General features: G+C 33.5%; 21 protein-coding genes and 2 pseudogenes. 16 read left to right on the top strand and 7 right to left on the bottom strand.

Annotation, left to right across the window (positions count from 1 at the left end; all coding sequences use genetic code 11):
* Window positions 1–76: 76 nt before the first annotated feature.
* The 5 genes and pseudogenes from NSQ59_RS27940 to NSQ59_RS14000 all read right to left on the bottom strand — a co-directional run.
* Window positions 77–745, bottom strand: a pseudogene (locus NSQ59_RS27940) (IS66 family transposase zinc-finger binding domain-containing protein); the annotation flags it as partial.
* An 88-nt stretch (window positions 746–833) separates the two neighbouring features.
* Window positions 834–1,118 carry an IS66 family insertion sequence element accessory protein TnpB gene (tnpB, locus tag NSQ59_RS14015; RefSeq protein WP_340833168.1) on the bottom strand — a complete coding sequence of 95 codons (285 nt, stop codon included), beginning with the start codon at window positions 1,116–1,118 and terminating at the stop codon, window positions 834–836.
* A gap of 112 nt (window positions 1,119–1,230) precedes the next feature.
* Window positions 1,231–1,377 (bottom strand): hypothetical protein, encoded by a 147-nt coding sequence (locus NSQ59_RS14010; protein WP_340831848.1) that lies wholly within the window; start codon window positions 1,375–1,377, stop codon window positions 1,231–1,233.
* A gap of 248 nt (window positions 1,378–1,625) precedes the next feature.
* On the bottom strand, window positions 1,626–3,242 hold the full coding sequence (locus NSQ59_RS14005; RefSeq protein WP_340831847.1) for a DNA methyltransferase: 1,617 nt from the start codon (window positions 3,240–3,242) through the stop codon (window positions 1,626–1,628).
* 15 nt (window positions 3,243–3,257) lie between these two features.
* The gene (locus tag NSQ59_RS14000; protein ID WP_340831845.1) at window positions 3,258–4,526 is read right to left on the bottom strand and encodes a DNA adenine methylase; all 1,269 of its coding nucleotides are present in this window, start codon (window positions 4,524–4,526) and stop codon (window positions 3,258–3,260) included.
* Window positions 4,527–4,693: 167 nt separating this feature from the next.
* Between NSQ59_RS14000 and NSQ59_RS13995 the strand changes: the two genes are divergently transcribed.
* Together NSQ59_RS13995 and NSQ59_RS13990 are read left to right on the top strand one after the other, a co-directional pair.
* The gene (locus NSQ59_RS13995; protein WP_340831843.1) at window positions 4,694–5,245 is read left to right on the top strand and encodes a hypothetical protein; all 552 of its coding nucleotides are present in this window, start codon (window positions 4,694–4,696) and stop codon (window positions 5,243–5,245) included.
* Window positions 5,238–7,667: a restriction endonuclease gene (locus NSQ59_RS13990; RefSeq protein ID WP_340831841.1), complete on the top strand. Its 2,430-nt coding sequence runs from the start codon at window positions 5,238–5,240 to the stop codon at window positions 7,665–7,667. The genes NSQ59_RS13995 and NSQ59_RS13990 overlap by 8 nt, the downstream gene beginning before the upstream one ends.
* A 193-nt stretch (window positions 7,668–7,860) precedes the next feature.
* On the opposite strand, the gene NSQ59_RS13985 is transcribed toward NSQ59_RS13990, so the two are convergent.
* Entirely contained in the window at window positions 7,861–8,769 is a 909-nt protein-coding gene (locus NSQ59_RS13985) for a COG2958 family protein (protein ID WP_340831839.1), read from the bottom strand.
* Between the two features lie 277 nt (window positions 8,770–9,046).
* On the opposite strand from NSQ59_RS13985, the pseudogene NSQ59_RS13980 reads away from it, so the two are divergent.
* From NSQ59_RS13980 to NSQ59_RS13960, 7 genes and pseudogenes are all read left to right on the top strand, one after another.
* Window positions 9,047–11,050, top strand: a pseudogene (locus NSQ59_RS13980) (DUF3427 domain-containing protein); the annotation flags it as partial.
* A gap of 70 nt (window positions 11,051–11,120) precedes the next feature.
* Window positions 11,121–11,273 carry a putative holin-like toxin gene (locus NSQ59_RS27935; protein WP_445669210.1) on the top strand — a complete coding sequence of 51 codons (153 nt, stop codon included), beginning with the start codon at window positions 11,121–11,123 and terminating at the stop codon, window positions 11,271–11,273.
* 525 nt (window positions 11,274–11,798) lie between these two features.
* Entirely contained in the window at window positions 11,799–12,488 is a 690-nt protein-coding gene (locus NSQ59_RS13975; protein WP_340831837.1) for a nuclease-related domain-containing protein, read from the top strand.
* A 190-nt stretch (window positions 12,489–12,678) separates the two neighbouring features.
* Window positions 12,679–12,753 (top strand): putative holin-like toxin, encoded by a 75-nt coding sequence (locus NSQ59_RS27930; RefSeq protein WP_220096211.1) that lies wholly within the window; start codon window positions 12,679–12,681, stop codon window positions 12,751–12,753.
* A 714-nt stretch (window positions 12,754–13,467) separates the two neighbouring features.
* Window positions 13,468–14,184 carry a dihydropteridine reductase gene (locus tag NSQ59_RS13970; protein WP_340831836.1) on the top strand — a complete coding sequence of 239 codons (717 nt, stop codon included), beginning with the start codon at window positions 13,468–13,470 and terminating at the stop codon, window positions 14,182–14,184.
* A gap of 319 nt (window positions 14,185–14,503) precedes the next feature.
* Window positions 14,504–15,196, top strand: a complete 693-nt coding sequence (locus tag NSQ59_RS13965; RefSeq protein ID WP_340831834.1) for a DUF2726 domain-containing protein — start codon at window positions 14,504–14,506, stop codon at window positions 15,194–15,196.
* 56 nt (window positions 15,197–15,252) lie between these two features.
* Window positions 15,253–15,441: a hypothetical protein gene (locus tag NSQ59_RS13960; RefSeq protein WP_152982380.1), complete on the top strand. Its 189-nt coding sequence runs from the start codon at window positions 15,253–15,255 to the stop codon at window positions 15,439–15,441.
* Window positions 15,442–15,672: 231 nt separating this feature from the next.
* Here the strand turns inward: NSQ59_RS13960 and NSQ59_RS13955 are convergent, their stop codons facing one another.
* Window positions 15,673–16,494, bottom strand: coding sequence for a DUF3888 domain-containing protein (locus tag NSQ59_RS13955; protein WP_340831831.1), 822 nt, complete (start codon window positions 16,492–16,494; stop codon window positions 15,673–15,675).
* A 188-nt stretch (window positions 16,495–16,682) separates the two neighbouring features.
* Between NSQ59_RS13955 and NSQ59_RS13950 the strand changes: the two genes are divergently transcribed.
* The 7 genes from NSQ59_RS13950 to NSQ59_RS13920 all read left to right on the top strand — a co-directional run bounded on the left by NSQ59_RS13950 (window position 16,683) and on the right by NSQ59_RS13920 (window position 25,719).
* Window positions 16,683–18,158, top strand: a complete 1,476-nt coding sequence (locus NSQ59_RS13950; RefSeq protein ID WP_340831829.1) for a protein adenylyltransferase SelO — start codon at window positions 16,683–16,685, stop codon at window positions 18,156–18,158.
* 578 nt (window positions 18,159–18,736) lie between these two features.
* On the top strand, window positions 18,737–19,135 hold the full coding sequence (locus NSQ59_RS13945; protein WP_340831828.1) for a hypothetical protein: 399 nt from the start codon (window positions 18,737–18,739) through the stop codon (window positions 19,133–19,135).
* A 1,095-nt stretch (window positions 19,136–20,230) separates the two neighbouring features.
* Window positions 20,231–20,932: a response regulator transcription factor gene (locus NSQ59_RS13940; RefSeq protein ID WP_340831826.1), complete on the top strand. Its 702-nt coding sequence runs from the start codon at window positions 20,231–20,233 to the stop codon at window positions 20,930–20,932.
* Window positions 20,916–22,415 carry a HAMP domain-containing sensor histidine kinase gene (locus NSQ59_RS13935; protein WP_340831824.1) on the top strand — a complete coding sequence of 500 codons (1,500 nt, stop codon included), beginning with the start codon at window positions 20,916–20,918 and terminating at the stop codon, window positions 22,413–22,415. Before NSQ59_RS13940 ends, NSQ59_RS13935 begins: the two co-directional genes overlap by 17 nt.
* A 228-nt stretch (window positions 22,416–22,643) precedes the next feature.
* Window positions 22,644–23,006 (top strand): YxeA family protein, encoded by a 363-nt coding sequence (locus NSQ59_RS13930; protein ID WP_340831821.1) that lies wholly within the window; start codon window positions 22,644–22,646, stop codon window positions 23,004–23,006.
* Window positions 23,007–23,100: 94 nt separating this feature from the next.
* Window positions 23,101–23,859: an ABC transporter ATP-binding protein gene (locus tag NSQ59_RS13925; RefSeq protein WP_340831818.1), complete on the top strand. Its 759-nt coding sequence runs from the start codon at window positions 23,101–23,103 to the stop codon at window positions 23,857–23,859.
* Between the two features lie 15 nt (window positions 23,860–23,874).
* Window positions 23,875–25,719 carry an ABC transporter permease gene (locus NSQ59_RS13920; protein WP_340831816.1) on the top strand — a complete coding sequence of 615 codons (1,845 nt, stop codon included), beginning with the start codon at window positions 23,875–23,877 and terminating at the stop codon, window positions 25,717–25,719.
* Window positions 25,720–25,730 lie beyond the last annotated feature (11 nt).

The raw sequence follows: 25,730 nt of genomic DNA, 5'->3' as shown, positions 1-25,730 counted from the left end.
CCGTAGAGGCTCCATGTCAAGTTGCAATTCTCTGCATTGCCCGCTGCAAAACTATGTATTTTTCGATTGCACAAAACAGGCCATAACGGTCCCATTCCTTTACCTGGAGGTAAAGGGGCAAGTATTGCGAAAATTTATCATACATTACTTTGGCAAGTACGCTAGGACTTGCGATACTACGTTGAATGGGAGCTTGTGGAGCTTTACCACGTTTAATATGTGCCTGATGAAATGCATCGCCCTTACAATTTTTACATTCATAAGCATGTTCAATGTGTTGGACTTTCTTCATTCTGGCAGGAATAAATTCTGCCTCTTCGCGTACAATTGTACTGCCAATTTGAATCATTAGCCCTTGGCAACAGTCACAGATTGTATTTTCCGGATGATGGTGAACAGCTTCAACTTCAATATCATCATACAATGAATCATTTCGTTTTTTCTTTTGAACCTTTCGGACAACAGTGTAAGTAAGGGTCTGTTGGCTTTGTTACCCTGTTTGCTCAGGTTCATTAAAAGACGGGTCATCCTCAAATAATGACGCTTGCCCGTCCGGAGCGTTATATTTCGACTTCTCAGTTTTTGATCCATACAAAAGCTTGGTTAAATGGCGCACTTGATCGATTAACGCTTCAATCTGTTTCGATAAGTCTTTGTTTTGTTGATTCGAATGAGCCAATTGCTCTTCGAGTAGCCGAATTAATTTCTCGTTTTGGTTTTCATTCGTATAAAAAGCGTTCGCCATATCATTCCCACTTTTCGTTCAGTTTCGTTCTTCTTATTATTACTAGTTCGAACAGCGGAATAAAGATAAAATTAGTGGCTTACCGAATTTAGAATACACCTTTTGACGATGGTTGAATCGCCTTTGGCTGTTGGATTGATAACCCTTCAAGGAGCCAGCGCAGCTCCTGCCGCGAAAGATTGCGTACTTCATTTTCATCTTTTGGCCATTGCAGTTTGCCGTTATCCAAACGTTTATAAAGCATGGCGAATCCATCGCCATCGAAATATAAACATTTATAGTGGTCGTTACTCCATCCGGAAAATAGGAAAATGGAATCCCCGTAGGGATCTAGTTGAAAAGAACCTTGAATTAGCGTTGTCAAACCATCAATGCCTTTTCACATATCGGTCTTACCGCAAATGATGTAGATATTTTTCACACTTTTATAATCTTGCTTCATCGATTTCTCAGCTCCCTCATGACCATCAGGACAATGTGCTCATCTACGCCATTGAAGAAGGAAATCTCAGCGTTACCGGTCTTGATCGTACAAGCAGGATTGGAGGAAACCACTGCTGGATTTGTTTTGGAGGTTTTTCGTTTTCGGCATGCAATGTAACGGGGACAATGGTTAGTTTTTGTTGTGGCATATGAAAAGCACCTCCTATAAATTGATACATAGATCATACCAAGAGGTGTTGCTTTATTTAAATGCGTTATTTGAATACGGGCTTACATTTGAAATCATTTGGATACCACCTACATACATTTGATAAAAATATTATAAATTAAAAAGGCAATTGAAAGTTCATTTAATAGAACTTTCAACTGCCTTTTTTAATTACTTTTTCAGTGGCCTCATTTTTAGTCCAGGTAGTTTTTGATTTTTTACATTACTTTATATATACCACTTTCCATTTGTATCATCCCAATTAACTTTTGGTTCAAACACATCTACAATACTTTTATAATTTTGACTTAGTTGTTCAAGCCATCCATTTTGGATGATAATTTCCATTAATCCATCATCTATTAATTGTGTTGTGGTTAAGGGACCTTTTTCGGAAAGTTCGTACTCAACATGTAATAATACATTTGAAACAACTTCTTCTAAAGACTCATTTTCATTTGGCTCTCTATACAATCCTGTTTCTTTAATGAAAAAAAGAATGGAGTCACCCTGTAAAGATTTTTTTGGGCTTAAAATATTTTTTAGCGTAGACTTTTTTTTGGGAACATGTACTTGAGTTAAGAAATATAACCCATTTTGTTTCATGATGTTAATTAATTTATTCCATACGCTTAAATTGCTCTCGTGGAAATACATACAAAGGAGCTTTCCTCTTTTTAATTTACGACTAATTTTTTCAAAACCTTGATTTAAGAGCTGAAAATAGTTGTCTTCGTCTTTATTCCTTCCCTGAGCTTTTGATACCACTATCTCGTCTTCTATATTAAAGTGTAAGTCTAAAAATGGATAATAAAGCTGCATATATTCGGAATAAAGTACTTGCCCTAAATACGGCGGATCGGTGATTACCAAATCGACACTATTATCTGGGATGTCTCCTTGTGTTATGTTTTGGATTCCATTATGAATAATATAGTAGCCACAATTAGTAAGTAATTCTTCAAAAGAAGATCCCTTTGTTAAATTTCTATCAGAGTAATTTGCTAAATATTTAAAGGATTCCCTTAACAAACCTATACGTTTCTTAAGAACATCAATAGCATTTTTTTCTAAGCAGTTTTCTTTTGGTGTCCATAGTGGCCATTGAGAATTAGATTTAGTATCAGTAATTTTTATTAAATGAAGAGAACTCATCAAAATATATTGAATAACATTTCGTTGATTATTGTCATGGATTCGTGCTATATACTGCAATATTTCATCAATTATAGATAATGCCCTAGGTGTGAAAAGAGTACTAACACTTTGATTATTTTGTACAGCAAGACGGCTATTAGGAATCATAATAAAATCCCTGATTTGCTGATATCCATTGTTAGCAAGCATTTTTTCTGAATCAAAAATGTCCGGCTTTTTTACAACGGCGTTCTTATTCCCTTTACATTTATAATAAATTTCTTTTATTTCAGGTTCTGAAAAAGGAGAAGGTCGATCAAAAATAATTTTATTAATTACCCCTACCGTGTTAAACTCATCCGACCAAGTTTCATAATAGGATTGAAGGCTGTCTAAAAAAAGTTCAAATTCATTTAATAATTCTTCAACAACTTCAACCTTTTTTAAAAGTGTATCAACTATAAAAATAGGCAGTTCATTGATTTCTACACCAACACCCTTACGGTTATGGAGAGCGGCTTCAATAATCGTAACGCCTGATCCCATGAAAGGATCAAAAATAATATCGCCTTCTTCAGTTAATTCCTCAATTAGAATATCACAAATATTATATGGCTTTTGTGACCAATACAAATGTGATTGATATAGTGGGTTACGGTTTGTAGGAGTTATTTGTGATATTTTTCTTTTTATTGAAAGTAAATCCATAAAAACTACCTCTTTTCAAAACTTAGGTGTATAAATCAACAGGTATTCTAAAACTTTTTTGGATGAACTATTCCTATTATTGGAATGAGAATAATCCTGAGTGAAATATTCAAAATTTTTTCCGAATATTTTTTTTCCTTGATCGATCAATTCAAAAATATTTAAAACATAACGATTAGTTTGTTGACTTATAATATCAGCCGGATAAGCAAAGCTGAATCCTAAGCCAATTTTATGTTGCTTGCAAAACTCAAAGAATTGAATTTGATAATTTAGCGCTTGTGATTTTTGACTCAAAGGTGATTGATATCTGTTTTCTGTATACAATCCCTTAGATAATTTACCTCTGTATATGCTCATTTCTGGATAATCATAATAAACAAGGGTGTTTAACAAGTGGAAATATCTTGAATATTGCATATCTGTATATGGTGGATCAGCATAGATAAATCCGACATTAGAAAATATTTCCGGTTTTTTCAATAACTCTTCAAAGGTGAAGTTAAATACCTTATTATGCTGTCCTGAAAGAATGAAATCATCTGAATAGAATTCATAAAGCTTTCCTATAAATTTATCCATTATCGATATATTCCGCTTTTTTAGCAACTTGTCCATATTTTTGCCTAAATTCAATGGTTGTGCCATATGGCCATCTTTGCTAAAAATAGCTTCTTTCATTGCGAAAAATAATGAAGAAAGTAGCATGCATTTTGTTTCATCTTTAATTTTTAGTGTTTCAATTGCATATCGAATACTGTCTATTTCGGCTGACTGTTTAATTCCAAAGTAACTACCTGAATAATAAGTTGTAAATAATAAATAAAAGGGAAGGGATTTCAACTTGTCAATTGTAGCTATTTCATTATTAATAAGTAATGACATTTTCCAAACATTAGGGAATTCACCGTATAATTCCTCAACTTCTTCAGGTGTACCTAATAATAATGTATCTTCCTCACGTTTAAACCAATCTTCAAAAATCCCCAGAATATTATTTTTATTAACATTAAAGTGAAAATTAATTTTCTCTATTAAATATTCTTTTTCAATTACGGGTTTAAAGTTCAATAAAGCATTTAGAATGACAGAAGAATATTTTTCTGCATCATTTGCATAAATTTGGAATCTATCTTTATAAAAATATGAAACAGATCCACTTCCAGCGAATATGTCAAATAAAACCTTATCTTCTGGGATTCTTTTTGACATATTTTTATTAATAAAATCCAATAAATTCCTTTTACTACCTGGATAGTTTAGGATTGGAAATTCACGTTTCAATATCATCACCTCAAAGCTTTCAAACTATCATTATAACTTAAATCAAAAGAATAATGAATATACCAAGTATAAAAAAATTATAACATGAAATTACCGCCCAAAGTAACATTTTCACAATAAAGAAGAAACTAAAATAACAATAGAAAATGTTATGGAGGATTTTTAGAATGGATCTTGAGCTAGAACAAAAGATCTTGTTAAAAAGAAGGGAAATTGCAGAACAAATTCATACAAACATTGATTTTATTATCAATTGTTTTGGATATGTGAAAAAACAAGAGTTTTTTGAAATGCTAAGTAACAATTGTAATGTTTCGAAAAGGAAAATTCGAGGCTGGTATACCGACATGAAGCTTCCAAACTTGAGCAATACAGATATAACTAAAATCTGTAGCTACTTGAAAATCCATTTTTCTGATCTAATTTCTCATCCTATTGATAGGAGTGGAATTAAAAATTACGAAATTCCGCCGTTCGTACCGGCGGAACTTGCTAAAAAGAATATTCTTAATATGCTTATTAATCGTGACATTGGAAATAGCCAAAAATTCGAAAGTTTTTTTGAAGGAAATTATACTAGTAATTATTTTTATGTTTTACAAAGGAAAAATAAGCATCAGCGGAATATTTCTTGGAGCTTTATTATTACATCTGCAATTTACTTTGAAATGTCAATTGGAGAATTTTTTATTAATGAGGATGTTGATACAAATGACTAATGAATTTTTGTATGAATCAATGGAGACAAAGGCCAGTCCAGAGATTATTGAAAAAGCAATTCAGCTGCGCCGTAACTTACGTGATGTGAAAAATACTGTTCCTGTTTTATTAAAGAATCAATTTAATTTTAAAGGTAGAAAGTCACCTGAAATAGGAAGTATCATAATTGAAACCCTTACAACAGATGATGCAATTGTTTCGGACCCATTTGTCGGATCAGGTACCTATATGTTATCGGCGGCTAATAGTAAGCGATCCTTTTTTGGATGCGAACTCGATAATTATACATTTGATATAGTTTACACCTATTATCACCAAGCAAATATAAAAAAACTTGATAAATTGTTTGATGAAATCAAGAACAAGTGCTTTGAACAGGTTCGTACACTATATGAAACTCGGTGTTGCGGTCATGTCAACTATATTAAAAAGCTTCATTTTGATCCAGAAACAAAAAATTATTCAAACCCCAAACCACACCGTGATATTAAGGATGGAAAAAATATTATATTATTGTATAAATGTCCTGAATGTGGAGGGGTAACAAAGCAATTCGATGTATTTGATGAGGAAAAGTTAGGGACTATTAATCAAAATAAGCCAGAGCAATTTCCAAAACACACCCTTATTGAAAACAGTCGTATCAATATTACTAGGAAAACTGGTGCGGATAAATATGATACAAATTTCTCAGTACGTAATCAAAAAGCCCTTTTAATGATTCAAGATGCTATAAATTCTTTACCTGATTCTCATGAAAAAAACTTATTACAGCATTTTTTGGTTTCTAGTTTAACACTTGCAAGGATCGCCCAATATGGTTCAGGATCAGAATATATCTATCAGGTAATGAGGGAACAAGCTCAGGATATGAATGTCTGGTATCTATTTGAAGAAAAATATCAAAAATACAAAAGATTTTATAAGACGTTTGTTAGTAATAAACTGGTGTGGTTTGAGAATAGCTGTAATTTTGTTCAGCAAGATTACCAGGAGTTCTTACGATCAACTTTTTCTGAGAAAAAAGCCGATTTAATTCTTACTGATCCTCCATATCATGATCAAGTTGCCTACTTGGAACGAAACCAACTATATCGTGATTGGCTACGCCATTTTGTTGATGAACAAAAGTTTTCTTTAAAAGATACACTTCTTGAAAAAGAAGTAGTCGTTTCCAATGCACCAACCAGAAAAGAAAAGGACTACGAGCATCACATTAGTGATATCGATCAAATGTTTAATGCATTTCAAAACGCATTGAAAGAAAATGGTTTTTTAGTACTTGCAGTCAATTTGGGGCAAAAAAAATACTTTGATTTACTTTCTCAATATATTTTAAAAGCCAGAAAACACGGATTCGAATACATCATAAGAATTGATAAGGAAAATAACGATCCTACACTTCGTAAACAGGCAGCTTATAAAAGTACTCTTTCGAAAGAAATGTATTTGGTTTTCAACAAGCTCCCTGAATCAAAAAAATATTGGTTCATTGAAAACAAAAATATTGAATATGAAATCAAGAAATTTGTTTATAACAAAATCCAAAACAGCCCTAATCCTTTAAGTATAAGTACATTAGTTATTCAAGTTGAGGATGAGGTACTAAGGGCACGTACGGGTAATAATTCTCTCCAACAAAAAAAAATTTCATCAATAATTAGAGATGCCTTTAGGTTGGATCACAGACACCACGTGTATTTAGATGAAGATAAACTATACGTTGATTTGGAAGACTCTGAAGCTTTATTTATAAAGCTTTATGATTTGATCCCCGTGATTGTTAAAAAGTTACTTGACAAACAAGGCTTTTTCACACTTGAAGACATTTATTTTGATATTAGTGATAAGCTTTGCAATGGTGACCCAGGTTTACTAGAAAAAATACTAAACTCGACTTCAAAGGAAAAGGATATTGAAAATCTTCTGCTTAATTATTGTGATGAAAATCATATGGGTTACGTAAGAAAGTCTGTCCCGGAAAATGATTCAGGTGAGAGACTAATTGATCTAAGACAAATTGATCCATACGAAATGGAGGAATTAGTCAAAAGGTTATTAGTTGCAGAAGGGTATAAAAATGTTACGAGACTCGGGGGAGCTGGGGATCGAGGAGTGGATCTTATAGCTGAGAAATATAATATTAAAAAGAATATTGAAGAAAGAGTAATCTTTCAAGTGAAACGGTGGATTTCAAATGTAGGGAGCGAACCAATACAAAGATTAAATAGTGTTAAAATAACTGATGGTTACCACCATGGGATTTGTATAACAACTTCTGACTTTACTCAGGCAGGAAAAGAAGAAGCAAATTTAACAAATATTGAAATGATTAATGGTTCAGCATTAATTAAACTATTAAATAAGCATTTTCCTAATAGGTATTACATTCGTGCTATTAAAAAGGTTTACTCTAACTAATTTTTTAGTTGTAAGCTAATTTACAAAATACGTTTGAAATACTTCGACATATGGGACAATTATATTTTTGATAATAGTTTAGCCATTCTAAATGAATGGCTTTTTTTGTATGTTCTAATTAAAACTAAGCATGTTTAAGTTTACGTTTGTATATTCCTCTCACAATTGACTTAATCTTATAAACAACTTGATGCTATGGTATCAAGTATTTGTTCCGTGGTAAAAACTTTATCGTATTTTTCTTTTCTAATTTCTTTCTCGACATATCATTCCTAACGCGAATAATAAAATCTCTAAAATCTGGGTTTTCTTTTGCTAATTTATTTACAGTTTCCCAGTCAATTTCTGTTTTCTGTTTGGCTGGAAACAGGATTTCGGAATCGTCAACATTCTGAATATCAATTCTAATTATTCCTATTCCAAATGCAGACGTAAGTCTTTTAAGTTCAGTTAAAAATTCTTCATCATCAAGAATACTCACAGACACAAGATATCCTTCATTTGCCCATGAAGAATTCGAAACTGCTTGGAAGAATGCTTCCCTAATATTTGCAAACGTTAATTCCTTCTTCACTTCAAACGAATAAAGTTTTAGTAATTGATTACCAATTGAGAGACCAAAATCCACAACTTCTGTTTCCCAAAGTCCTATTGGAAAATTTACTCCAATAAGGTCCGGATGTAACCATTTCGTATATGAACGCTTTGAAGACTTTTCATGAAAAATAGTCTTGGTATAAGCGTTTAAATATGTATTAACGTAATATGTTAAAAAAGGGTGTAAATCTCTTTCATGATATTTCGTATTTTTGGGTTGGTCAATCTTGGATTCTTCCTTTTCAATAACGGTTTGGTCTTCCAGTTCTTTTAAATAAAATTTTTTTGGTTTTGAATCCACTTTTATAAAGGGTGAATTAGCATTATCTCGTATATCAACGTATATTAGCGCACTTAATGTTTTCCAAGGTGTTTTTCCATTTGTTCCAACAAACTTATCGTAACCATTTTGTTTTGAATATTCCCATATTTCTCTTTCTGTCATTGGACGTTCGGCTTGTTTTAATACCTTTATCGCCAAATCATTGAAGGTTATTTTTTTCAATTATATCACTCCATATCAATATCTATTTTCAAAATAGTACCATGACTTTGCGAATAATTAACCAAAAGTTTAAAAAATAGAATTAAAGGAGATTAAGCGAGCCTTATTGGTTCCCATTTTTGAAATAGAAGGTAAAATTGACTGTTAAATTTAGGAATAGACAAGATTATTGAAGTAAGTTTCTAAAAAATTCGATTACTTGTGAATGATTTGAGTATCATTTTATTACCTTATCGAACCATTTAAACTTTGTTTGTAGCTGCGACATCCCCGACATGGTGTTAGGAAATCCGTTATTTCTTCATTTAATTATCGGCGATTTAAACGCGAGTATCCACATCATGCAAGACTCTTATTTGTTGCCCATCGTGAGGAAATCTTAAAACAAAGCTTAGATACTTTTCGAGCTATTTTAAAAGATTTTAATTTCGGGGATCTTTTAGTAGGGAATCACGAACCCCATTCATTGGATCATTTATTTGTAAGTATACAAAGCTTTAATAGTAAAAAATTGTATGAACATACAACAAGTGATTTTTATGATTTTATCATTATTGATGATTTCCATCATGCTGCAGCGGATTCCTATCAAAAATTATTGGATCACTATCAACCTCAAATATTAACAGAGGCCATTAACCAAAAATTATTGAGTCCATTTCAATATTTCTGTGTAAGCGATGTTGTTGACTTATCCAAGTTAAAATGGAGTAGAAGGGGATATGACATTAAAGAACTGGAAAATGTCTATACATCTAATACATTAAGAAGCAATAATATTGTTAAAAGTGTCTATAAATATGTGACAGATATTAATCAAGTAAAAGGGCTTGGATTTTGTGTTTCAATTGAACATGCTAAGTATATGGCTGCTTTTTTTCATGAATCAGGGATACCATCTATTGCATTGTACGGGAATGTAAATGCAACAGTGAGAGAGGAAGCACAGGAAAAGCTTGTGACGGGTGAGATTAAATTCATTTTTGTTGTCGATCTTTACAATGAAGGAATTGATATACCAGAAGTAAATACGATTCTGTTTCTACGACCAACCGAAAGTTTAACAATCTTTTTACAGCAGCTTGGACGAGGGCTCCGGCTCCATGAAGGGAAGGAATGTTTAACCGTACTAGATTTTGTTGGACAAGCACATAAAAATTATCATTTTGAAGAGAAATTTAAAGCATTAACAGGGAAAACAAAACACTCCGTACAGTATTATGTCGAGAATGGATTCTTTAATTTGCCTAAAGGATGCTTTATCCAATTGGAAAAGCTTGCTAAGGATTATATCCTGCGAAATATTAAAAGCAGTGCAAATACCAAAAGTAATCTTATAGCCAAAATGAAGTATTTTACGGAGGATACTGGTAAATCGTTAACCTTATCGAACTTTTTACATCATTACCATCTATCCTTATATGATTTTTATGGAAAAAACGGGGACCGAAGTTTTAGTAGAATGTTAGTAGAGGCGGGGATTAGCCAGGATTTCGAATGTGATAATGAAAAATTTATCACAAATCGGCTACCGTCGTTATTTCACCTAAATTCGCCAACATTCATTCGTTTTATTCTTTCCTATTTGAAAGAAGGGGAGATAAATAGTGATGAAGAAACTTTAATGCTTTCCATGTTATATTATACTTTTTACAAATCTTATCCTGAAAAAGAAGGGCTAACTTCTATTGAGGAAGGGATTCAAAACATTATTTCTGTACCTGAGTTTAAAGCAGAAATTATGGCGATTCTCGAATACTCATATCAGTCTATTGAAACAATGGAGATCCAAAATGATTTTTCATTTCCATGCCCATTACAAGTACATTGTAAGTATTCAACTTCGCAAATAATGGCTGCATTTGATTATTATAATGAAGAGAAATCTCCAGCTTTTCGAGAAGGAGTAAAGCACTTTGAGGATAAAAATGTCGATATATTCTTTATTACATTGAATAAATCAGATAAAGAATTTTCTCCATCAACCTTATATGATGACTATGCGATAAATGAGCGGTTATTTCATTGGCAAACGCAAAGTAGAGTATCAGAAACTAGTGAAACGGCCAAGCGATATATTCAACATCGCAAAAGAGAACATCAAATCGCATTATTCGTTAGGGAGTATAAAAAGGAAAATGGGTATACCTCGCCATTTGTGTTCTTAGGAACAGCTGATTACGTGAAACATTCTGGGAATAAGCCGATGAGTTTTATATGGAAGTTGAGAGAGGAAATGCCTTCGTATTTGGTGCCAAGGGCCAATAAAAATATTTTGTGATAATGGATAAATCATTCGGATAGAACGTATGTTTCTGTTTGTTTTTATGATATTATATGAATAGCTACATATGCAGGGAGGGCGGTGGCACCTGTTTCCCGTTTCTTGTCTTGTGACCATGTCACAACAAGAAAGGAGGTGTTTGCCGATGACAATCTTTGAGGCACTGGTTTTGATGATCAGTTTTGCTACTTTGATTGTTATAGTTATAAGAGAAAAGTAACCCTCCCTGTCCGGTAATAGGTGAAGGGTTACTTTTTCCTAATTTGCCACCGCGCTTCTTGCGGAGTAGCTACTGGAACGCTGATGTTGCTGCATCGGCGTTCTTTTTTATTCTATTCTTGTAGATATTATAATATACTCAAATCTAAAACGAAAGCATTCTTATCCCTAAGAATAATATTGCAACAAATATATAAAAAAATACATAAGCCTATCTAAATGAAGATGGGGAAAAGCAATCTTAGATTCCATACAATAAAAATGGTTTTTCTTAAGTGGAAAAAAAGACTTTACGTGAGTTAGTGATTTCCCTGGATTCCCCTTTTATAGGTGTAAAACCAGCAATCAGAAGGGAATCACCAACCAAGCATATTGCTACTATTAAAACTTTATCCCTATAGTAATTTTGGGGTGTTTTTTACTGTGTGTGTACATTTCGAATTTCAAAATCACCAAATATTTTGAAGGATTTTACAGGAAAATGGCGAATTTTGTAATCTGAACAAAAAAATAGGGGGGTGAATGGATGCTGTTACTTGATCTATTATTAATGCTTTGTATTATAGCATTATTTATTATTATTCCATTTTTACAATACCAACAAAGTAACTATCGAAAGGAAACAAATTTTTCTTTTTTGAAAGTGTATTTGGATAAGGGTCTTTTGGGAGAATATTTTACTTATAAAATACTCCAAAAGATACCCGGGAATCACAAGACTGTTGTGAATGCCTACTTGCCAAATAAAAGAGGTGGCACAACAGAGATTGATCTTGTATTCATTCATGAAACAGGGGTATATGTAATTGAATCGAAGAATTATAGTGGTTGGATATTTGGAAAAGAAAATGACCGTAATTGGTGTAAGATGTTACCAAATAAACAAAAGAGCTATTTCTATAATCCTGTAAAGCAAAATCTAACACACATAAACGCATTAAAAAGAGTATTACCTATTATATCAGATAAAAATATGACTTCGCTTATAGTCTTTAGCAATCGCTGTCAGTTAAAAAAGGTTTCGGTGGATATGGAAAATGTTCGTATAATAAAGCGGGATCAGTTAGGTGGATTACTAAAAAGGTTTAATGCAATGTCTCCTAAAATACTCAATCATGAATCTATTTGTAATATTTATAGTAAATTAAAAGAATTTACAAATGTGTCTCAAGAGGATAAAAAGAACCATATAGCGCTGGTTAGCCAATATAAGTAATATGAAGTTCAAAGAAATTCAAGAATTATAGTTGACCAGTAAAATATATCATAATAATCGATATTTCACGTAAGTTCCTACTAGGGTACATGGTATTATGATTATAGCTACATATAAAGGGAGGAAGGTGGCACCTGTTTTCGTTCCTTGTCTTGTGATTATGTCATAGCAAGGAAAGGTCGTGCCGCTGATGACAATCTTTGAGGCACTGGTATTGATGATCAGTTTTGCAACTTTGATTGTTATGATGATAAAAGAAAAGTAACCCTCCCTGTCGGTTAATAGGTAGTGAGGGTCACTTTTGCCCCGTTAGCCACCGCACTTCTTGCGGAGTAGCTACTGGAACGCTGATGTTGCTGCATCGGCGTTCTTTTTTATTCTATTCTATTCCTGTAATTATTCATATACTCTAAACCATATAGTAAAGCATTCTGGGTATTTTTCATATCCCTGAAAAGGTTTATAAAGGAGAAAGTAACTCTCTTTTTAAAACAAAAGTTGCAAAAAGTATTAACTCAGTTTGGACCGATAAGAATAGATTCATATTCTTATTTGATAATAGAATTATTCCGTTAAAGGGTCATTTAATGGAGCAAGAGTTGATGAATATTTAAGAGTTTGTGAATTAAAATAACCGGAGATTTTCCGGTTATACTGAAGAATAGAGTTCGGTTCGGGGGATATAAGCGGAAAATTTCCGATTAAGCTAAGGAAAATCACCCATTTTCACGTTTTTCGAGTCAATAGTCGGAATTCTTCCGTCTATTTAAGCCATTTTCAGTGCTATTTTCAAATTAAGAGGATTTTTTCCGCTTATTGATCAAACTCGCTTTAGCGTTTAATGTACTACATTATAAATTATCAGTAAATTAAAATCACATTATTATCTGAAATAATCACTCCTTTTAATTGAGAATTGTTATCAATTATTGTATAGTAGATTGTAACGACACATATAATGGAGTAAGGAGAATAAATAATGCAAATTTACTGGACTAAAATAAATAAGATTATGGAAGAAACGTCTGAGGTTAAAACGTACCTACTCGACTGTCCGGAAGACTTTACATGGGAAGAAGGTTCCCACACCCACTTCGCACTGGCAGGTTTTAATGCAGGAGATAAACCAAACCGCAGCCTGATTCGCCATATGTCCATCTCTACTTTACCGCATGAAAATGCAATCGGTATTACAACACGTATCAGAGAGCAGTGCTCTGAGTTTAAATCGATTTTAAGAAATCTTGAAGTCGGCAATGAAGTTGCCATATTTAAAACTCATTCGAATGTACCTCTTAAAAGAGAAGACAAAAATATTTACCTGCTTTCATCAGGTGTCGGCCTGGCAACTTTCAGACCGCTTGTACTTGAATATTTTGAACGTGCTGACAACGTCAAACAAATTCATTCCCTGAACATCGATTCATCAAAAGATTTCTTATTCACTAATATTTTTAAATCCGCACCTGAGAAGAAGTTCACGGCACAGTTCGTCCATAACCGTAAAGACTACTATGAAGAAGTGAAAAATCTTGCTGCAGATAAGGATGGAATCTTCTATGTTGTCGGCAGCGACGAATTCCTCATGCAGAACATTGAAGTACTTCGTGAGCAGGGCATCAAGCCAGAACAGATTATGCTCGACAAACATGAAAAACAACTGCAAGAGTTTTTATCATTTGATTTGTCCATTTAAGCGAGACAAAATATGTTCTTGAGATATTCCATTAACGGCCGCAAATGTAGGAAAAATCATAGATAGTTAATGATTAAACTTTTAGAAATAGTAGATATCTATTACTCTATCATATATCATAAAAATCCCTTCTGTATCTTTACATCTCAGAAGGGATTTTTATAATCCGATACTCCCATGCAGATGAGACTTTTTATCGAAAAATTTGTAAAAATAAACCTTAATTTGTAGTATAATGTAATTAATGCTTGTATTATGCATTGATTATCTGAATGATTGCTAGAATCCTAATAATAGTGAGAGCGAATGGAGGTAATTCATGGCTACCGACAATCCAGGATGTTTAGGCTTTTTGTTCCGAATATTCGGAATTACAAAAGGCGACAAAAATAAAGAAGAAAAATTTCCGTTTAAATTAAGAGACGACTTTTTATCGCCGTCTGAATTATCCTTTTTTAACATACTATCTCAGGTCATTCCAAACCAATTCATTATTTGTCCTAAAGTTTCTTTGCAAGATATATTTTTTGTAAATGAAAAGGATAAAAGCAGCTATTATTCCTATTTAAATAAGATTAGTAGAAAACACGTGGATCTCCTCATTTGCTCGGCTAAAACGATGCAACCCGTTTGTGGAATCGAATTAGATGACCGTTCTCATGGAAGGGAGGACCGGGTAAAACGAGATGAGTTTGTGAATCAATTATTTAAAACGGCAAAACTAAGTCTCATTAGGTTTACGAATAAAAAGAGTTACACACTTTCCGAAGTAGAAGAAAAACTTCATTCAATTATCTTTCATCATGAAGCAACGGATATAAAAGAAACTCCAATAGAGGAACAATTCAACATGAATCAAACTCCATTATGTCCAAAATGCCAAGTGCCTTTCATTTTGCGAACGGTAAAAAGCGGATCCAATAAAGGGAAACAGTTTTATGGATGTACGAATTTTCCTCGGTGTAGGGAGATTGCAGACATAAACGATGATCAAATTCATACTATAAAGTAAACAAAGGATCATCCGTATGCTTTTCCAAAAAAATATACTAGACAGGGAGTTTTTCAATGTTTAAGTATTTTATTAACGGTTTAATATGCTTGTTACTAGGTTCACAGCTATACTATTTAGCTAAAGGGCTATCCGTAACAGTTTTGCCTGCGCAACTCCTAATAATATTCGGTGTTTTATTGATGATAGGCTCCTTTATTTACTCGGCAAGACAGTCATCAAAGGAAAAAGATTCGGCTAACTAGCAGGATTTTTCCATTTAGAAAAGAGTGTTTTATCTAAATAGAAAAGCTAACTAAGGAATATATCTTGCACAATATTAGGAGTAACGCAAATACAAAAGGAATCTTAAAACGAAGATGAAATTGAGAGAGGAAATGCCCTACTATATAGTCAGAGGGCAAAAACATCATTTAATATGGAAGAGTCTAATAATCAGTTGTTATTCAACAAAAGATGTTCATTCTGCGACTTGTTTACCGCTCATTCTGTTTAATAATGTCCTGCCAATGCGGAGGAAGTTCATGTGTTTCAAGATGTTCAAATTTCTTTAATTTAATTTGACTAGGAATGATGGTTGGTGCGATTTCAAAAGTCAATCTGTCTTTTCCTACTGAAATATGTGGTCCAACCACGGGGGTAGCTTCTAATGTGATGAAAAAATGAAAGGTACGGTATCCACCAATTCTTTCTACTTTTACGATTTCAATTTGGTAAGGGTAGACCGACGGTGAGTAATTTAAATATTTAGAGTAATAATGGTTCACTGCTTTATCTATTTCCCGACCTAATAAGATCATTAATATATCATGGACCATCATTTCCTTCGTATCTTGAGGGGGCGTCGTACTTTCATGTTTCCACCCTGTCAGAAGCCAGTCAAAAAACTCAACTGATTTCAATCGAGTCTTTTGATTATGGTGGGTAAGGATGACATCCCCATCTACCAGTGCACAAAATTTTGTTTGATGTTGCACATGGCAGTCATATGCGGGTTCTACTATAGCAACATCGCCGTTTTTCATTTTCATTTTTAATATAGCAATCGGAGTTTTTCTATTATCTAATTCCTTTGTTTTCTTTACAGGGGTTGCTGTGTTAATCCACTCCACCACCTTTTGGATTACGAATGCTTCCATACCATTATTTTCATGGAAAGTTCGTGTTCCTCCAGAAGTGCGATTTATTTGCATCGAAGCAACATCCTCCCACTTCATTAAGACATTATTTGCCTTTACAAATGGAATCGGAAGGAAAATTCCTATAAAGACCATGAATACTATTATGAACTTTTTCATTACCTTTTCACCACCATTGCAGTGCTCAATTGCTTGTCATTATTTTACCTCCATTGTAAATCTTGATGATTTCCATTATTTTGTAATATAGAAGAAAATAATATAAAATATCAAAGTAAAAATGTTTTCATTACGGGTAGTAGTTAAAAGTAGCATATACTAAGTCAAAAAGTAGTAAAGGAGATCCAATGACAAACAACAACAACACATCAACCAACACAGGCTGGAACTTTGACAATAGTTATGCTCGTCTTCCAAAACTATTTTATAGTACGATGAATCTTAATCCTGTACGATCACCCAAAATGATCATCTTCAATTCTTCATTAGCAGCAACACTTGGATTGAATGAAGAGGCATTGGATAGTCAGGAAGGAGTAGAAGTACTTGCTGGTAATCGGGTTCCAGAGGGCGCATTGCCGATTGCTCAGTCCTATGCAGGTCATCAATTTGAACACTTTACCATACTGGGAGACGGGCGAGCGCTCTTACTTGGAGAACAGATTACTCCTCATGGCGAGCGGGTGGATATACAACTGAAGGGTTCGGGAAGAACACCTTATTCCCGCGGAGGAGATGGCAGGGCAGCACTTGGTCCAATGCTGCGTGAGTATATTATAAGTGAAGCCATGTTTGCATTGGGTATTCCGACTACTCGAAGCCTAGCGGTGGTGACAACCGGTGAGTCGATTATCCGTGATACTGTACTGACAGGTGCCATCATGACACGTGTTGCGGCAAGTCATTTGCGTGTGGGTACCTTTCAATATGCTTTAAGTCGGGGAACGGTTAATGATTTACGAGCTTTGGCTGATTATACGATAGAGCGGCATTTTCCGGAGATAGTTTCTGATCAGAATAGATATTTATCGTTGTTAAAGGAAGTAATTAGGCGACAGGCGGAACTGATTTCCAAATGGCAGCTGGTTGGTTTTATTCATGGAGTGATGAATACGGATAACATGACCATTAGTGGGGAAACGATTGATTATGGACCTTGTGCTTTTATGGATACTTATGACCTGGCAACGGTATTCAGTTCGATTGACATTCAAGGCCGTTATGCCTATGGGAATCAACCTTATATGGCTGCATGGAATCTCGCAAGATTTGCGGAAACGCTCATACCTCTGTTACATGATGATGAGAAAGAAGCTCTCAAACTTGCCCAGGATGCCATTTCGGATTTTAGTAAATTGTACCAATCCTATTGGCTCACGGGAATGAGAGCGAAACTAGGGTTATTTAACCAAGAGGGGGACGATGAAAGTCTTATTGGAGACCTCCTCACTTTGATGGAAAAGCATAAAGCGGACTATACGAATACTTTCCTTGCACTAACGTTTGATCGGAAGGAAGATACTGATCTTTTTGGTAACAAAGAATTCGAACAGTGGTTTGCGCGCTGGCAGTCCCGACTGAAAAGGCAGGAGGAAACAAAAGCCTCCTCACTAGAGTTGATGCGTAACTCTAATCCAGCTGTCATTCCGCGCAACCATCGGGTTGAGGAAGAATTAGAAGCTGCAGAACATGGAGATTATAGTGTGATGAAAAAGCTTCTTGATGTTTTGGCAAATCCATACACACACACGGCGGAACAGGTTGAATATGCTAAATTGCCCGAACCATCGTCTTGTCCATACAAAACCTTTTGTGGTACTTGATGTTAGCCATCAAGTGCTTTTTTTCTTAGGTGGCATAAACAACACCGCCATCCTTTTTAGTGCATGGACGATTTCTCTGGTTCGCTTTTACGGGTGTAAAACCAGCGAGAAGATAGAAATCATCCACTCACTTGCGCTATTTATTCCGGTTCCAAATTTGTGAATACATAGAATCGACATGGTATTTTTTCGAAAGGCTTTGTTATAACTCAACGTATATTTCACTGTGATAAAGATAAACGGAAAAATTCCGTTTAAATTGGGAAATACCCACATTTCCCTATAAATAAAAGGAATTTTTCCGCTTATCTTATCCAAATCATTGAATTTTGTCTTATTTTGAGAAGTTAACCGGAAATACTCCGCTTATATCGGCCTCTTAAGCCTTCACTATCTACATTAGTCGGAAATACTCCGCCTATTAATTTCTCATACATATACGCAAATCAACAATGAATAGTAACAAAGCCTTTCGAAAAAAAGGATTTTAACACATAAATAACAAATATACATATAAGAAATAAAAACCTTTTAATTATGGATGGAGTTGAAGGAAAATCAAACTTAAAACAGGGATAATGTTAATTGCAATTGCTTTGGTTCTATTTTTTAGTTTCCATGAAATTCTAAGTTTGTGTAATAAAATTTATGTTCATAAGACTAAGGAAGAGTCAACTGTTACAAAAATCTTAACGAAGGATGAATTTCTGCAGCTTAAAGAAAAGCAAGAGGCTATATACGCTGGTAGTTATGATAAATGGTATAGATGGAAAACTCAATGGCTATCCAATGAAGTGAAACAGGCAACAGGGACTATATTGGATGACTATTATTTTTTGTGGGAGCACCCTGAATACGATTCAGCAAAAATTAAATATAAAGTAACGAAGTACAAAGAGGATGGAAAAACAGTTAAGTATATTAGTAATAGTAAAATCATTCAAGTTCATTCAAAAAACGGTTGGAAAAATAAATGAAACACGGTGGCGGTTCTCCCATATCCAAATTCGTGAAGAGAAATGCACCCGTGTTTCTTATTGATAAACAACTTCTACAGATAACATAATTACCACAGATTTCATATTTAGAGTCATACACAACTCCAATGGCCCTGTGAGCAATTCGATGTGAAAAGCACGCGATTTTTCTCATTAAAAAAGATATATTTATTAAATGGCCCCCCTATGAAGCATCACTTCCCATCTATCTTTTTCTGTATGAACGTGTTTCCTTTCCGTTAGGTATAACATGAAAATACTCTCGAATCTTTTGTTGATATTTACGTGTAACTCGAGACAGTCGGATATCTAATGAAGTTTCTTGTGAAAAGCTTAAGCAGTCTCGAATATGTTCAATACCCTCTATCGGTATGGAGTCACTTTACGGGAATTATCCTAATTTCTGAAATGTTTTCAGCAGTACCGCGGCCCTCAGCAAAAATTCGGATCCCCTTGTAAAAGAATGAACAGATTGGGTTTCTTCTGTTGTTGGAGAATAGACTTGATGTAATTCTTTTTTCGTCGGGTTACGTATAATTGAGGATACACCGCTCTCTCAATCGATGCCATAACACAAACTCCCTTTATTTTAAGATGTTTAGAATGTTTACTTTTGTAAATATCGGTAATGAGTAGCCCTCTAATTCCAGTCCTTTCAACAATTTCTTTCACATGAACTCATTTAAATTCTTTCACCTCTATATAAAAATGTATCATAAACGGTAGTTATAGATTTTAAGTAATGTTTTGAAATATTAAGAGAGTTATTAAATCGTTCAAAATAAAAAATCTCAAAAACATTCATTTTTGAGAATATCCACTCCACCCCCTTAAGAAAAACTTAAGAAACGACCCCTAATTATTTTAAGAAATACTATTTAAACTATATGCTAGCTTACACAATATAGATGGGGATAGGAATGGCAAAGAAGTACGGGCTTTATTTTGGTGGTATAGTTGTTATAATAATTATTTATTCTATTTATTTAAAGATGAAAAATAAACATATTAGTTTAGAGGGCAATCAATAAGAACATCATTTTTCTACTATAGTTAATAAATGGGGGATTTATAATGAATAAAGAAACAATACTCGTTGTGGACGATGAAAAGGAAATTCGAGATTTCATTACTATCTATTTAAGAAATGAGGGGTATGAAGTCTTACAGGCGAGGGATGGAGAAGAAGGCTTAGAACTATTAAAGACAAATGAAGTACATTTAATTTTACTTGATATAATGATGCCAAAAATAGATGGTATCCATATGTGTATGAAAGTAAGAGAAATAGCAGAAATGCCTATTATTATGTTATCCGCAAAAACACAAGATATGGACAAGATATTGGGATTAACGACTGGGGCAGATGATTATGTCACCAAACCTTTTAATCCATTAGAACTAATAGCTCGAATCAAATCACAGCTCCGCAGGTATACAAAAATGAGTGGAGGCTTTGAAAAAAACGAAAACGAAATCGAGATTGGTGATATTCAAATTAATGTCTCCACACATGAAGTAAAAGTTGGTGGAAAGCAAAAAAATTTAACACCTAGAGAGTTTTCTATTCTAGAACTGCTTGCTCGAAACCGTGGTATTGTTTTCAGTGCTGACCAAATTTACGAAAGAGTATGGAATGAACAGGCTTTTCAATCTGATAATACGGTGATGGTTCATATTCGAAAAATACGTGAAAAAATAGAGGAAAATCCAAGAAAACCACGTTATATAAAAACCGTTTGGGGAGTAGGATATAAAATTGAAAAAGATAGTTAAACCCATTGTATTTATAAAACGACTCATTCAAATAATGAGAACTAGCATCCAAAAAAGTATTAGAATTCAGTTGATTACAACCTTTGTTTTTTGCGTATTCTTAGGATTTTTAGTTACAAGGGTAACAACACCATTATTTGAAGACATGAATAAAAGGGCTATAATCGATTACAGTAGTAGTATGGAACAGATTAACATGGAAGCTAAATCAACAGCAGAAACAACGGCTGAAGAAAATTCAATTGTTGCCATTAATAATATGATTGAAGATGAAAATCAACGTTTAAAAAATGGACAAAATGCATTGAAAGTACTTGTTACTGATGAAACAGGCAAGGTTTTATATAAAACAAAACAAGCGCAGGAAGTTCAAATTAATTTACATGATATGATGAGCAATGTCATGTCATTTGCAATCAACGCACCAGCCGGTAAGGGAGAGGTAGAGTTGTCGCGAAGAGAGTTTATAACGTTTTATCCTGTGACGATTAAAGGGAAAAACTTATATCTTTTCGTAAGCGGAATTCCTGAAGGGGATGTAAGTTATGAGACGAAAAAAGGACCTTTTCCATTTATAATTGGATTTTTGGTGTTTATTTTTACTTTCTTTTATATAACTAAGCGAAAGATGAAGCAGATTGAAGCAATGGCCCGAGGTGTAAAAGAAATTGCAAAAGGGAACTTGGCATATCGTATAGAAATGAAAGGTCAGGATGAAATTGCTTCCTTAACAGGTAATATTAATCATATGGCTGAAGAACTAATGGTGAAAATTGAAAAGGAAAGAAAAGTAGAAAAGCAAAAAAATGAATTGATTACAAACGTATCACATGATTTGCGAACACCATTAACATCCATAATGGGTTATTTGAGCTTGTTACGAGATGGGAAATATGAAAATAATCAACAACATAATGAATATATAAAAATTGCTTATTCAAAGTCCGAACAGCTTCAGAATTTAATAGAAGATTTATTTGAATATACAAAGCTTACGGATGAAAATTTCGTATTAGATTTACAAGAAGTATGTATAAATAAACTCCTAGACCAATTAATCGAAGAATTAGTACCTCAAATAGAAGAACGCAGTCTTACCATTGAAAAAAAATTCTCAGACGAGGATCTATATGCTGTCGTTGATTCTGAGCAAACGGTTCGACTGTTTGACAACTTATTGATGAATGCCATTAAATATAGTAAAGATAACGGAGAAATACTTGTCTCGCTTGAAAAACAACCAAATAACCTTAAAATATCCGTCGCAAATTATAGTGAGGAGTTCACCAAGGAAGAATTGGAGAACTTATTTGAACGTTTTTATAAAAAAGATCAATCAAGGAGTAGAGTAGAGGAAGGTTCTGGACTCGGTCTTGCGATTGCAAAAAATATTGTAGAACTACAAGGAGGAGAAATTCAGGCAGAATATGAAGATGGAGTAATTCGATTTATCATTTTACTCCCGATTTTAGGTGAAAACTAATTATTATTGAAACAGATTGTGATTATACAAACTTAAGAATAAGTTTTAGAACTCTTATTTTGCAAGAGTTCTTTTTTTATTCTAGCGATATTGGTCATTTCTATTAGTTTGTTAAGAAAACCTTAAGAAGCTTCTCAGATTTTTATTAAGAAATGCTCCTTATACTTAGGGTTAGGTTATATAGTTTCGTTGAAATCCTGAAGATTATCAGTATAGGAGGAAAAAGAAATGAAAAAGTTATTACTTGGAGTTATAGTGCTAATTATTATTGGAGCAGGAATATCAACATATATTGGAAAGGAATATAGAGATAGATTTAATCCACTTGTTAAAGAAAAGGATGTATATGCACTTCTACAAGGCGAAGGAAAACCAAATCCTGATTTCCCGCAACGATATATGTTCATGTTAAACGGTGTGGATGAATTAGGAAAAGAAGATGAGATAAAAGTAACAACTTCTGAAAAGGACTTTCCGAAAAACACTTTTATAAAAGTACATGTAAAAGGAAAATATGTTTTCGAATATGAGATTGTAAAAGAAAAGGATGTTCCTGAAAAGGCAAAAGAAAAACTACAAAAACAAAAATAACATAGAAACTACTTTAGGATTTCTGTAACTACTATATAACAAGCTATATAGGTATTCAAAAAGAAACAAAAGACACGATAGGTAGGAGATATACATGAACAAACCAGTTGTAAATGTGAAAAATGTGAAAAAAGTTTATGGGAAAAAAGGGGAGAATCAATCTCATGCATTAAAGGGATTAACGTTCTCCATTCAAGAGGGGGAATTTGTTGGAATAATGGGACCATCTGGTTCAGGGAAAACCACATTATTAAATGTAATTTCAACACTTGATAAAGCTACAGACGGCATGATTGAAATAGCAGGTACGGAAATTTCTAAGATGAAGCAAAATGAATTATCCGACTTTCGTGCTCAAAAGTTGGGCTTCATCTTCCAAGACTTTAACTTGCTTGAGAATTTATCCATTTATGAAAATATTGCATTGCCACTTTCACTTCGGGGTACTTCTTCAAGAAAGATTAGCCAAAAGGTCGAGAAGGTAGCAGATATGTTAGGGATCTCCGCAATTCTTCAAAAATACCCTTCGGAAGTTTCAGGTGGACAAAAACAACGTTCCGCAGCAGCACGTGCGCTGGTACATGAACCAGCTATCATTCTCGGGGACGAGCCAACAGGTGCGCTTGATTCTAAAAATGCAACGAGTCTTTTAGAAGCAATGAAAAATTTAAATGAAAAACAAGATATTTCCATTATGTTGGTTACTCATGATCCATATAGTGCTAGTTATTGCCAGCGTATTTTATTCATTCAAGACGGAAAATTGTATAAAGAAATTCACCGTGGTAGTACGCGCGAGGCTTTCTATAAAGAAATTCTGGATGTGCTTGCATACATAGATAATAAAGAATAGGAAAGGGAGTTCAGCATGTTATTTAAGCTTTCCATGTCAGGACTAAAAAGTAAGTTGAAAGATTACGTCGTCTTACTTATAGGTCTTGTTATGTCGATTTCAATTTTTTACATGTTTCAAACACTTGCATTGAATAAAGCTTTTCTTGAAGCAAATTCGACAATTAAGTCCATTGGATTCGTTTTTCAAACCGGTTCAGTCTTACTAGCAATTATCACTTTCTTCTATATTTTATATGCAAACTCTTTTTTATTATCTCTTCGGCAAAAAGAGTTTGGAATGTATATGATGTTAGGAGCAAAAAAAAATAAGATTACATTGATTATGTTTATAGAGACTATTGTTATCGGAATAGCATCTATAATATTTGGTATTACAGTAGGAATAGGACTTGCACAAGGAATTGGAAAATTGCTTATGAAGCAACTTAATTTTACAGTAAGTGGTTATCAAGGCTTTTATGTACCATCAATGGTAATGACTTGTCTGTTCTTTTTCTCTCTATTTATATTATCCGCCGTTATCAATAGTGTTAAATTATCACGTATCTCGGTTTTGCAGCTTGTTCACGCAGATACTCAAAAAGACAGTGTGGTAATAAAAGGAAAAGCGAATGGGGTTGTAGCATTCTTTTCAATAATTTTATTAGGAATTGGCTATGCATCCATGATGAATCTGGATAAACTACGAGAATCAGGTATTATGATTTCAATGCTTACGGCAACAGCAGGAACATATATGTTATTTGCTTCTGTTTTGCCGTTTATTATAAAAAAACTAAAAGGTAATAAGAAATATAGGGAAAAAGGCATTAATGCTTTTACATTTGCTCAATTAAACTTCCGTATTAATCATTTGACGAAAGTACTCGCAACAGTAGCAATGTTAGTTGCACTTGGTGCTGGTGCAATATCAGGGGGTTTGGCCTTCAAAAATAATGTAATAAAATCTACGGAACGAATGGAAATATATGATACAGTGATTTACAATCCAACAGCGGAAGAGATGAAAATCCTAAATAGTATTCCTTTTATTGAAAAAAATAAGTATCGTTATAAAGTAGATGATAGGTTTGTATATTATTTAAAAGAAGATCTTGAGAAATATCGCCCACTAATTCATGAAGAGAATAAAAAAGGCTATACAGGTAAGGTAAAACGTGTTACTGAAAACCTTCCAGTAGGAGCTGTTTCAAGTGATAGTCAAAATAATAAAAAGATACTCCCAGATGAATGGGCTTCTGCTTTAAGATCTATTCAGCCTAGCTACCTAAATTACTTTGATAAAGGGTTAAAAATAGTAGATTTAAAAACCTATAATGACATACGAGGCAATAAAGGAATTGTATTTTTCGGGAAAACGGATGATTTTGCTTCACATATAAAAGAATGGAAAAGAATTGACGAATTACAACTAGTTAAATATAAAAATTTAAAAGCTGATGATATGTTAAGTAAATATGAAATATATAATGGATTTTATACTGTTGCCTGTGGGACAGTATTTATGGGCCTCTTTTTAGGCATAGCTTTTTTAGCAATGATGGCCAGTTGTTTAATGTTTAAAATTCTATCCGGTGCAACGAAAGATATTACACGATATGAAATGCTTCGTAAAATAGGTGTTCGCAGTGAGTTATTAACGAAGTCTATTTATAAAGAATTATTTTTAGTTTTTTTATTTCCAGCCATTGTAGGCATTATTCACGTCTTAATTGGGATGAATATGTTCAGATATTTGGTAATTGACCCGTATTTCCGTATTTGGGTACCGATTGTCATATTCATCATCATTTATATGATATATTACTTTATTACAGTTCAATTATATAAGAGAATTGTTCTACCGAATGAAGAGTAGAAAGAGATTCG

Source organism: Margalitia sp. FSL K6-0131, from assembly GCF_038008735.1.
Classification (GTDB): Bacteria; Bacillota; Bacilli; order Bacillales; family Bacillaceae_C; genus Margalitia; species Margalitia shackletonii.
This window is presented reverse-complemented; position numbering and strand designations above follow the sequence as displayed.

Coding starts and splice junctions, on each gene's coding strand:
- NSQ59_RS14010 (WP_340831848.1), bottom strand. CDS start 1,377: ATGCCACAACAAAAACTAACCATTGTCCCCGTTACATTGCATGCCGAA.
- NSQ59_RS14005 (WP_340831847.1), bottom strand. CDS start 3,242: ATGGATTTACTTTCAATAAAAAGAAAAATATCACAAATAACTCCTACA.
- NSQ59_RS13995 (WP_340831843.1), top strand. CDS start 4,694: ATGGATCTTGAGCTAGAACAAAAGATCTTGTTAAAAAGAAGGGAAATT.
- NSQ59_RS13990 (WP_340831841.1), top strand. CDS start 5,238: ATGACTAATGAATTTTTGTATGAATCAATGGAGACAAAGGCCAGTCCA.
- NSQ59_RS27935 (WP_445669210.1), top strand. CDS start 11,121: ATGCAGGGAGGGCGGTGGCACCTGTTTCCCGTTTCTTGTCTTGTGACC.
- NSQ59_RS13975 (WP_340831837.1), top strand. CDS start 11,799: ATGCTGTTACTTGATCTATTATTAATGCTTTGTATTATAGCATTATTT.
- NSQ59_RS13970 (WP_340831836.1), top strand. CDS start 13,468: ATGCAAATTTACTGGACTAAAATAAATAAGATTATGGAAGAAACGTCT.
- NSQ59_RS13965 (WP_340831834.1), top strand. CDS start 14,504: ATGGCTACCGACAATCCAGGATGTTTAGGCTTTTTGTTCCGAATATTC.
- NSQ59_RS13960 (WP_152982380.1), top strand. CDS start 15,253: ATGTTTAAGTATTTTATTAACGGTTTAATATGCTTGTTACTAGGTTCA.
- NSQ59_RS13955 (WP_340831831.1), bottom strand. CDS start 16,494: ATGAAAAAGTTCATAATAGTATTCATGGTCTTTATAGGAATTTTCCTT.
- NSQ59_RS13950 (WP_340831829.1), top strand. CDS start 16,683: ATGACAAACAACAACAACACATCAACCAACACAGGCTGGAACTTTGAC.
- NSQ59_RS13945 (WP_340831828.1), top strand. CDS start 18,737: ATGTTAATTGCAATTGCTTTGGTTCTATTTTTTAGTTTCCATGAAATT.
- NSQ59_RS13940 (WP_340831826.1), top strand. CDS start 20,231: ATGAATAAAGAAACAATACTCGTTGTGGACGATGAAAAGGAAATTCGA.
- NSQ59_RS13930 (WP_340831821.1), top strand. CDS start 22,644: ATGAAAAAGTTATTACTTGGAGTTATAGTGCTAATTATTATTGGAGCA.
- NSQ59_RS13925 (WP_340831818.1), top strand. CDS start 23,101: ATGAACAAACCAGTTGTAAATGTGAAAAATGTGAAAAAAGTTTATGGG.
- NSQ59_RS13920 (WP_340831816.1), top strand. CDS start 23,875: ATGTTATTTAAGCTTTCCATGTCAGGACTAAAAAGTAAGTTGAAAGAT.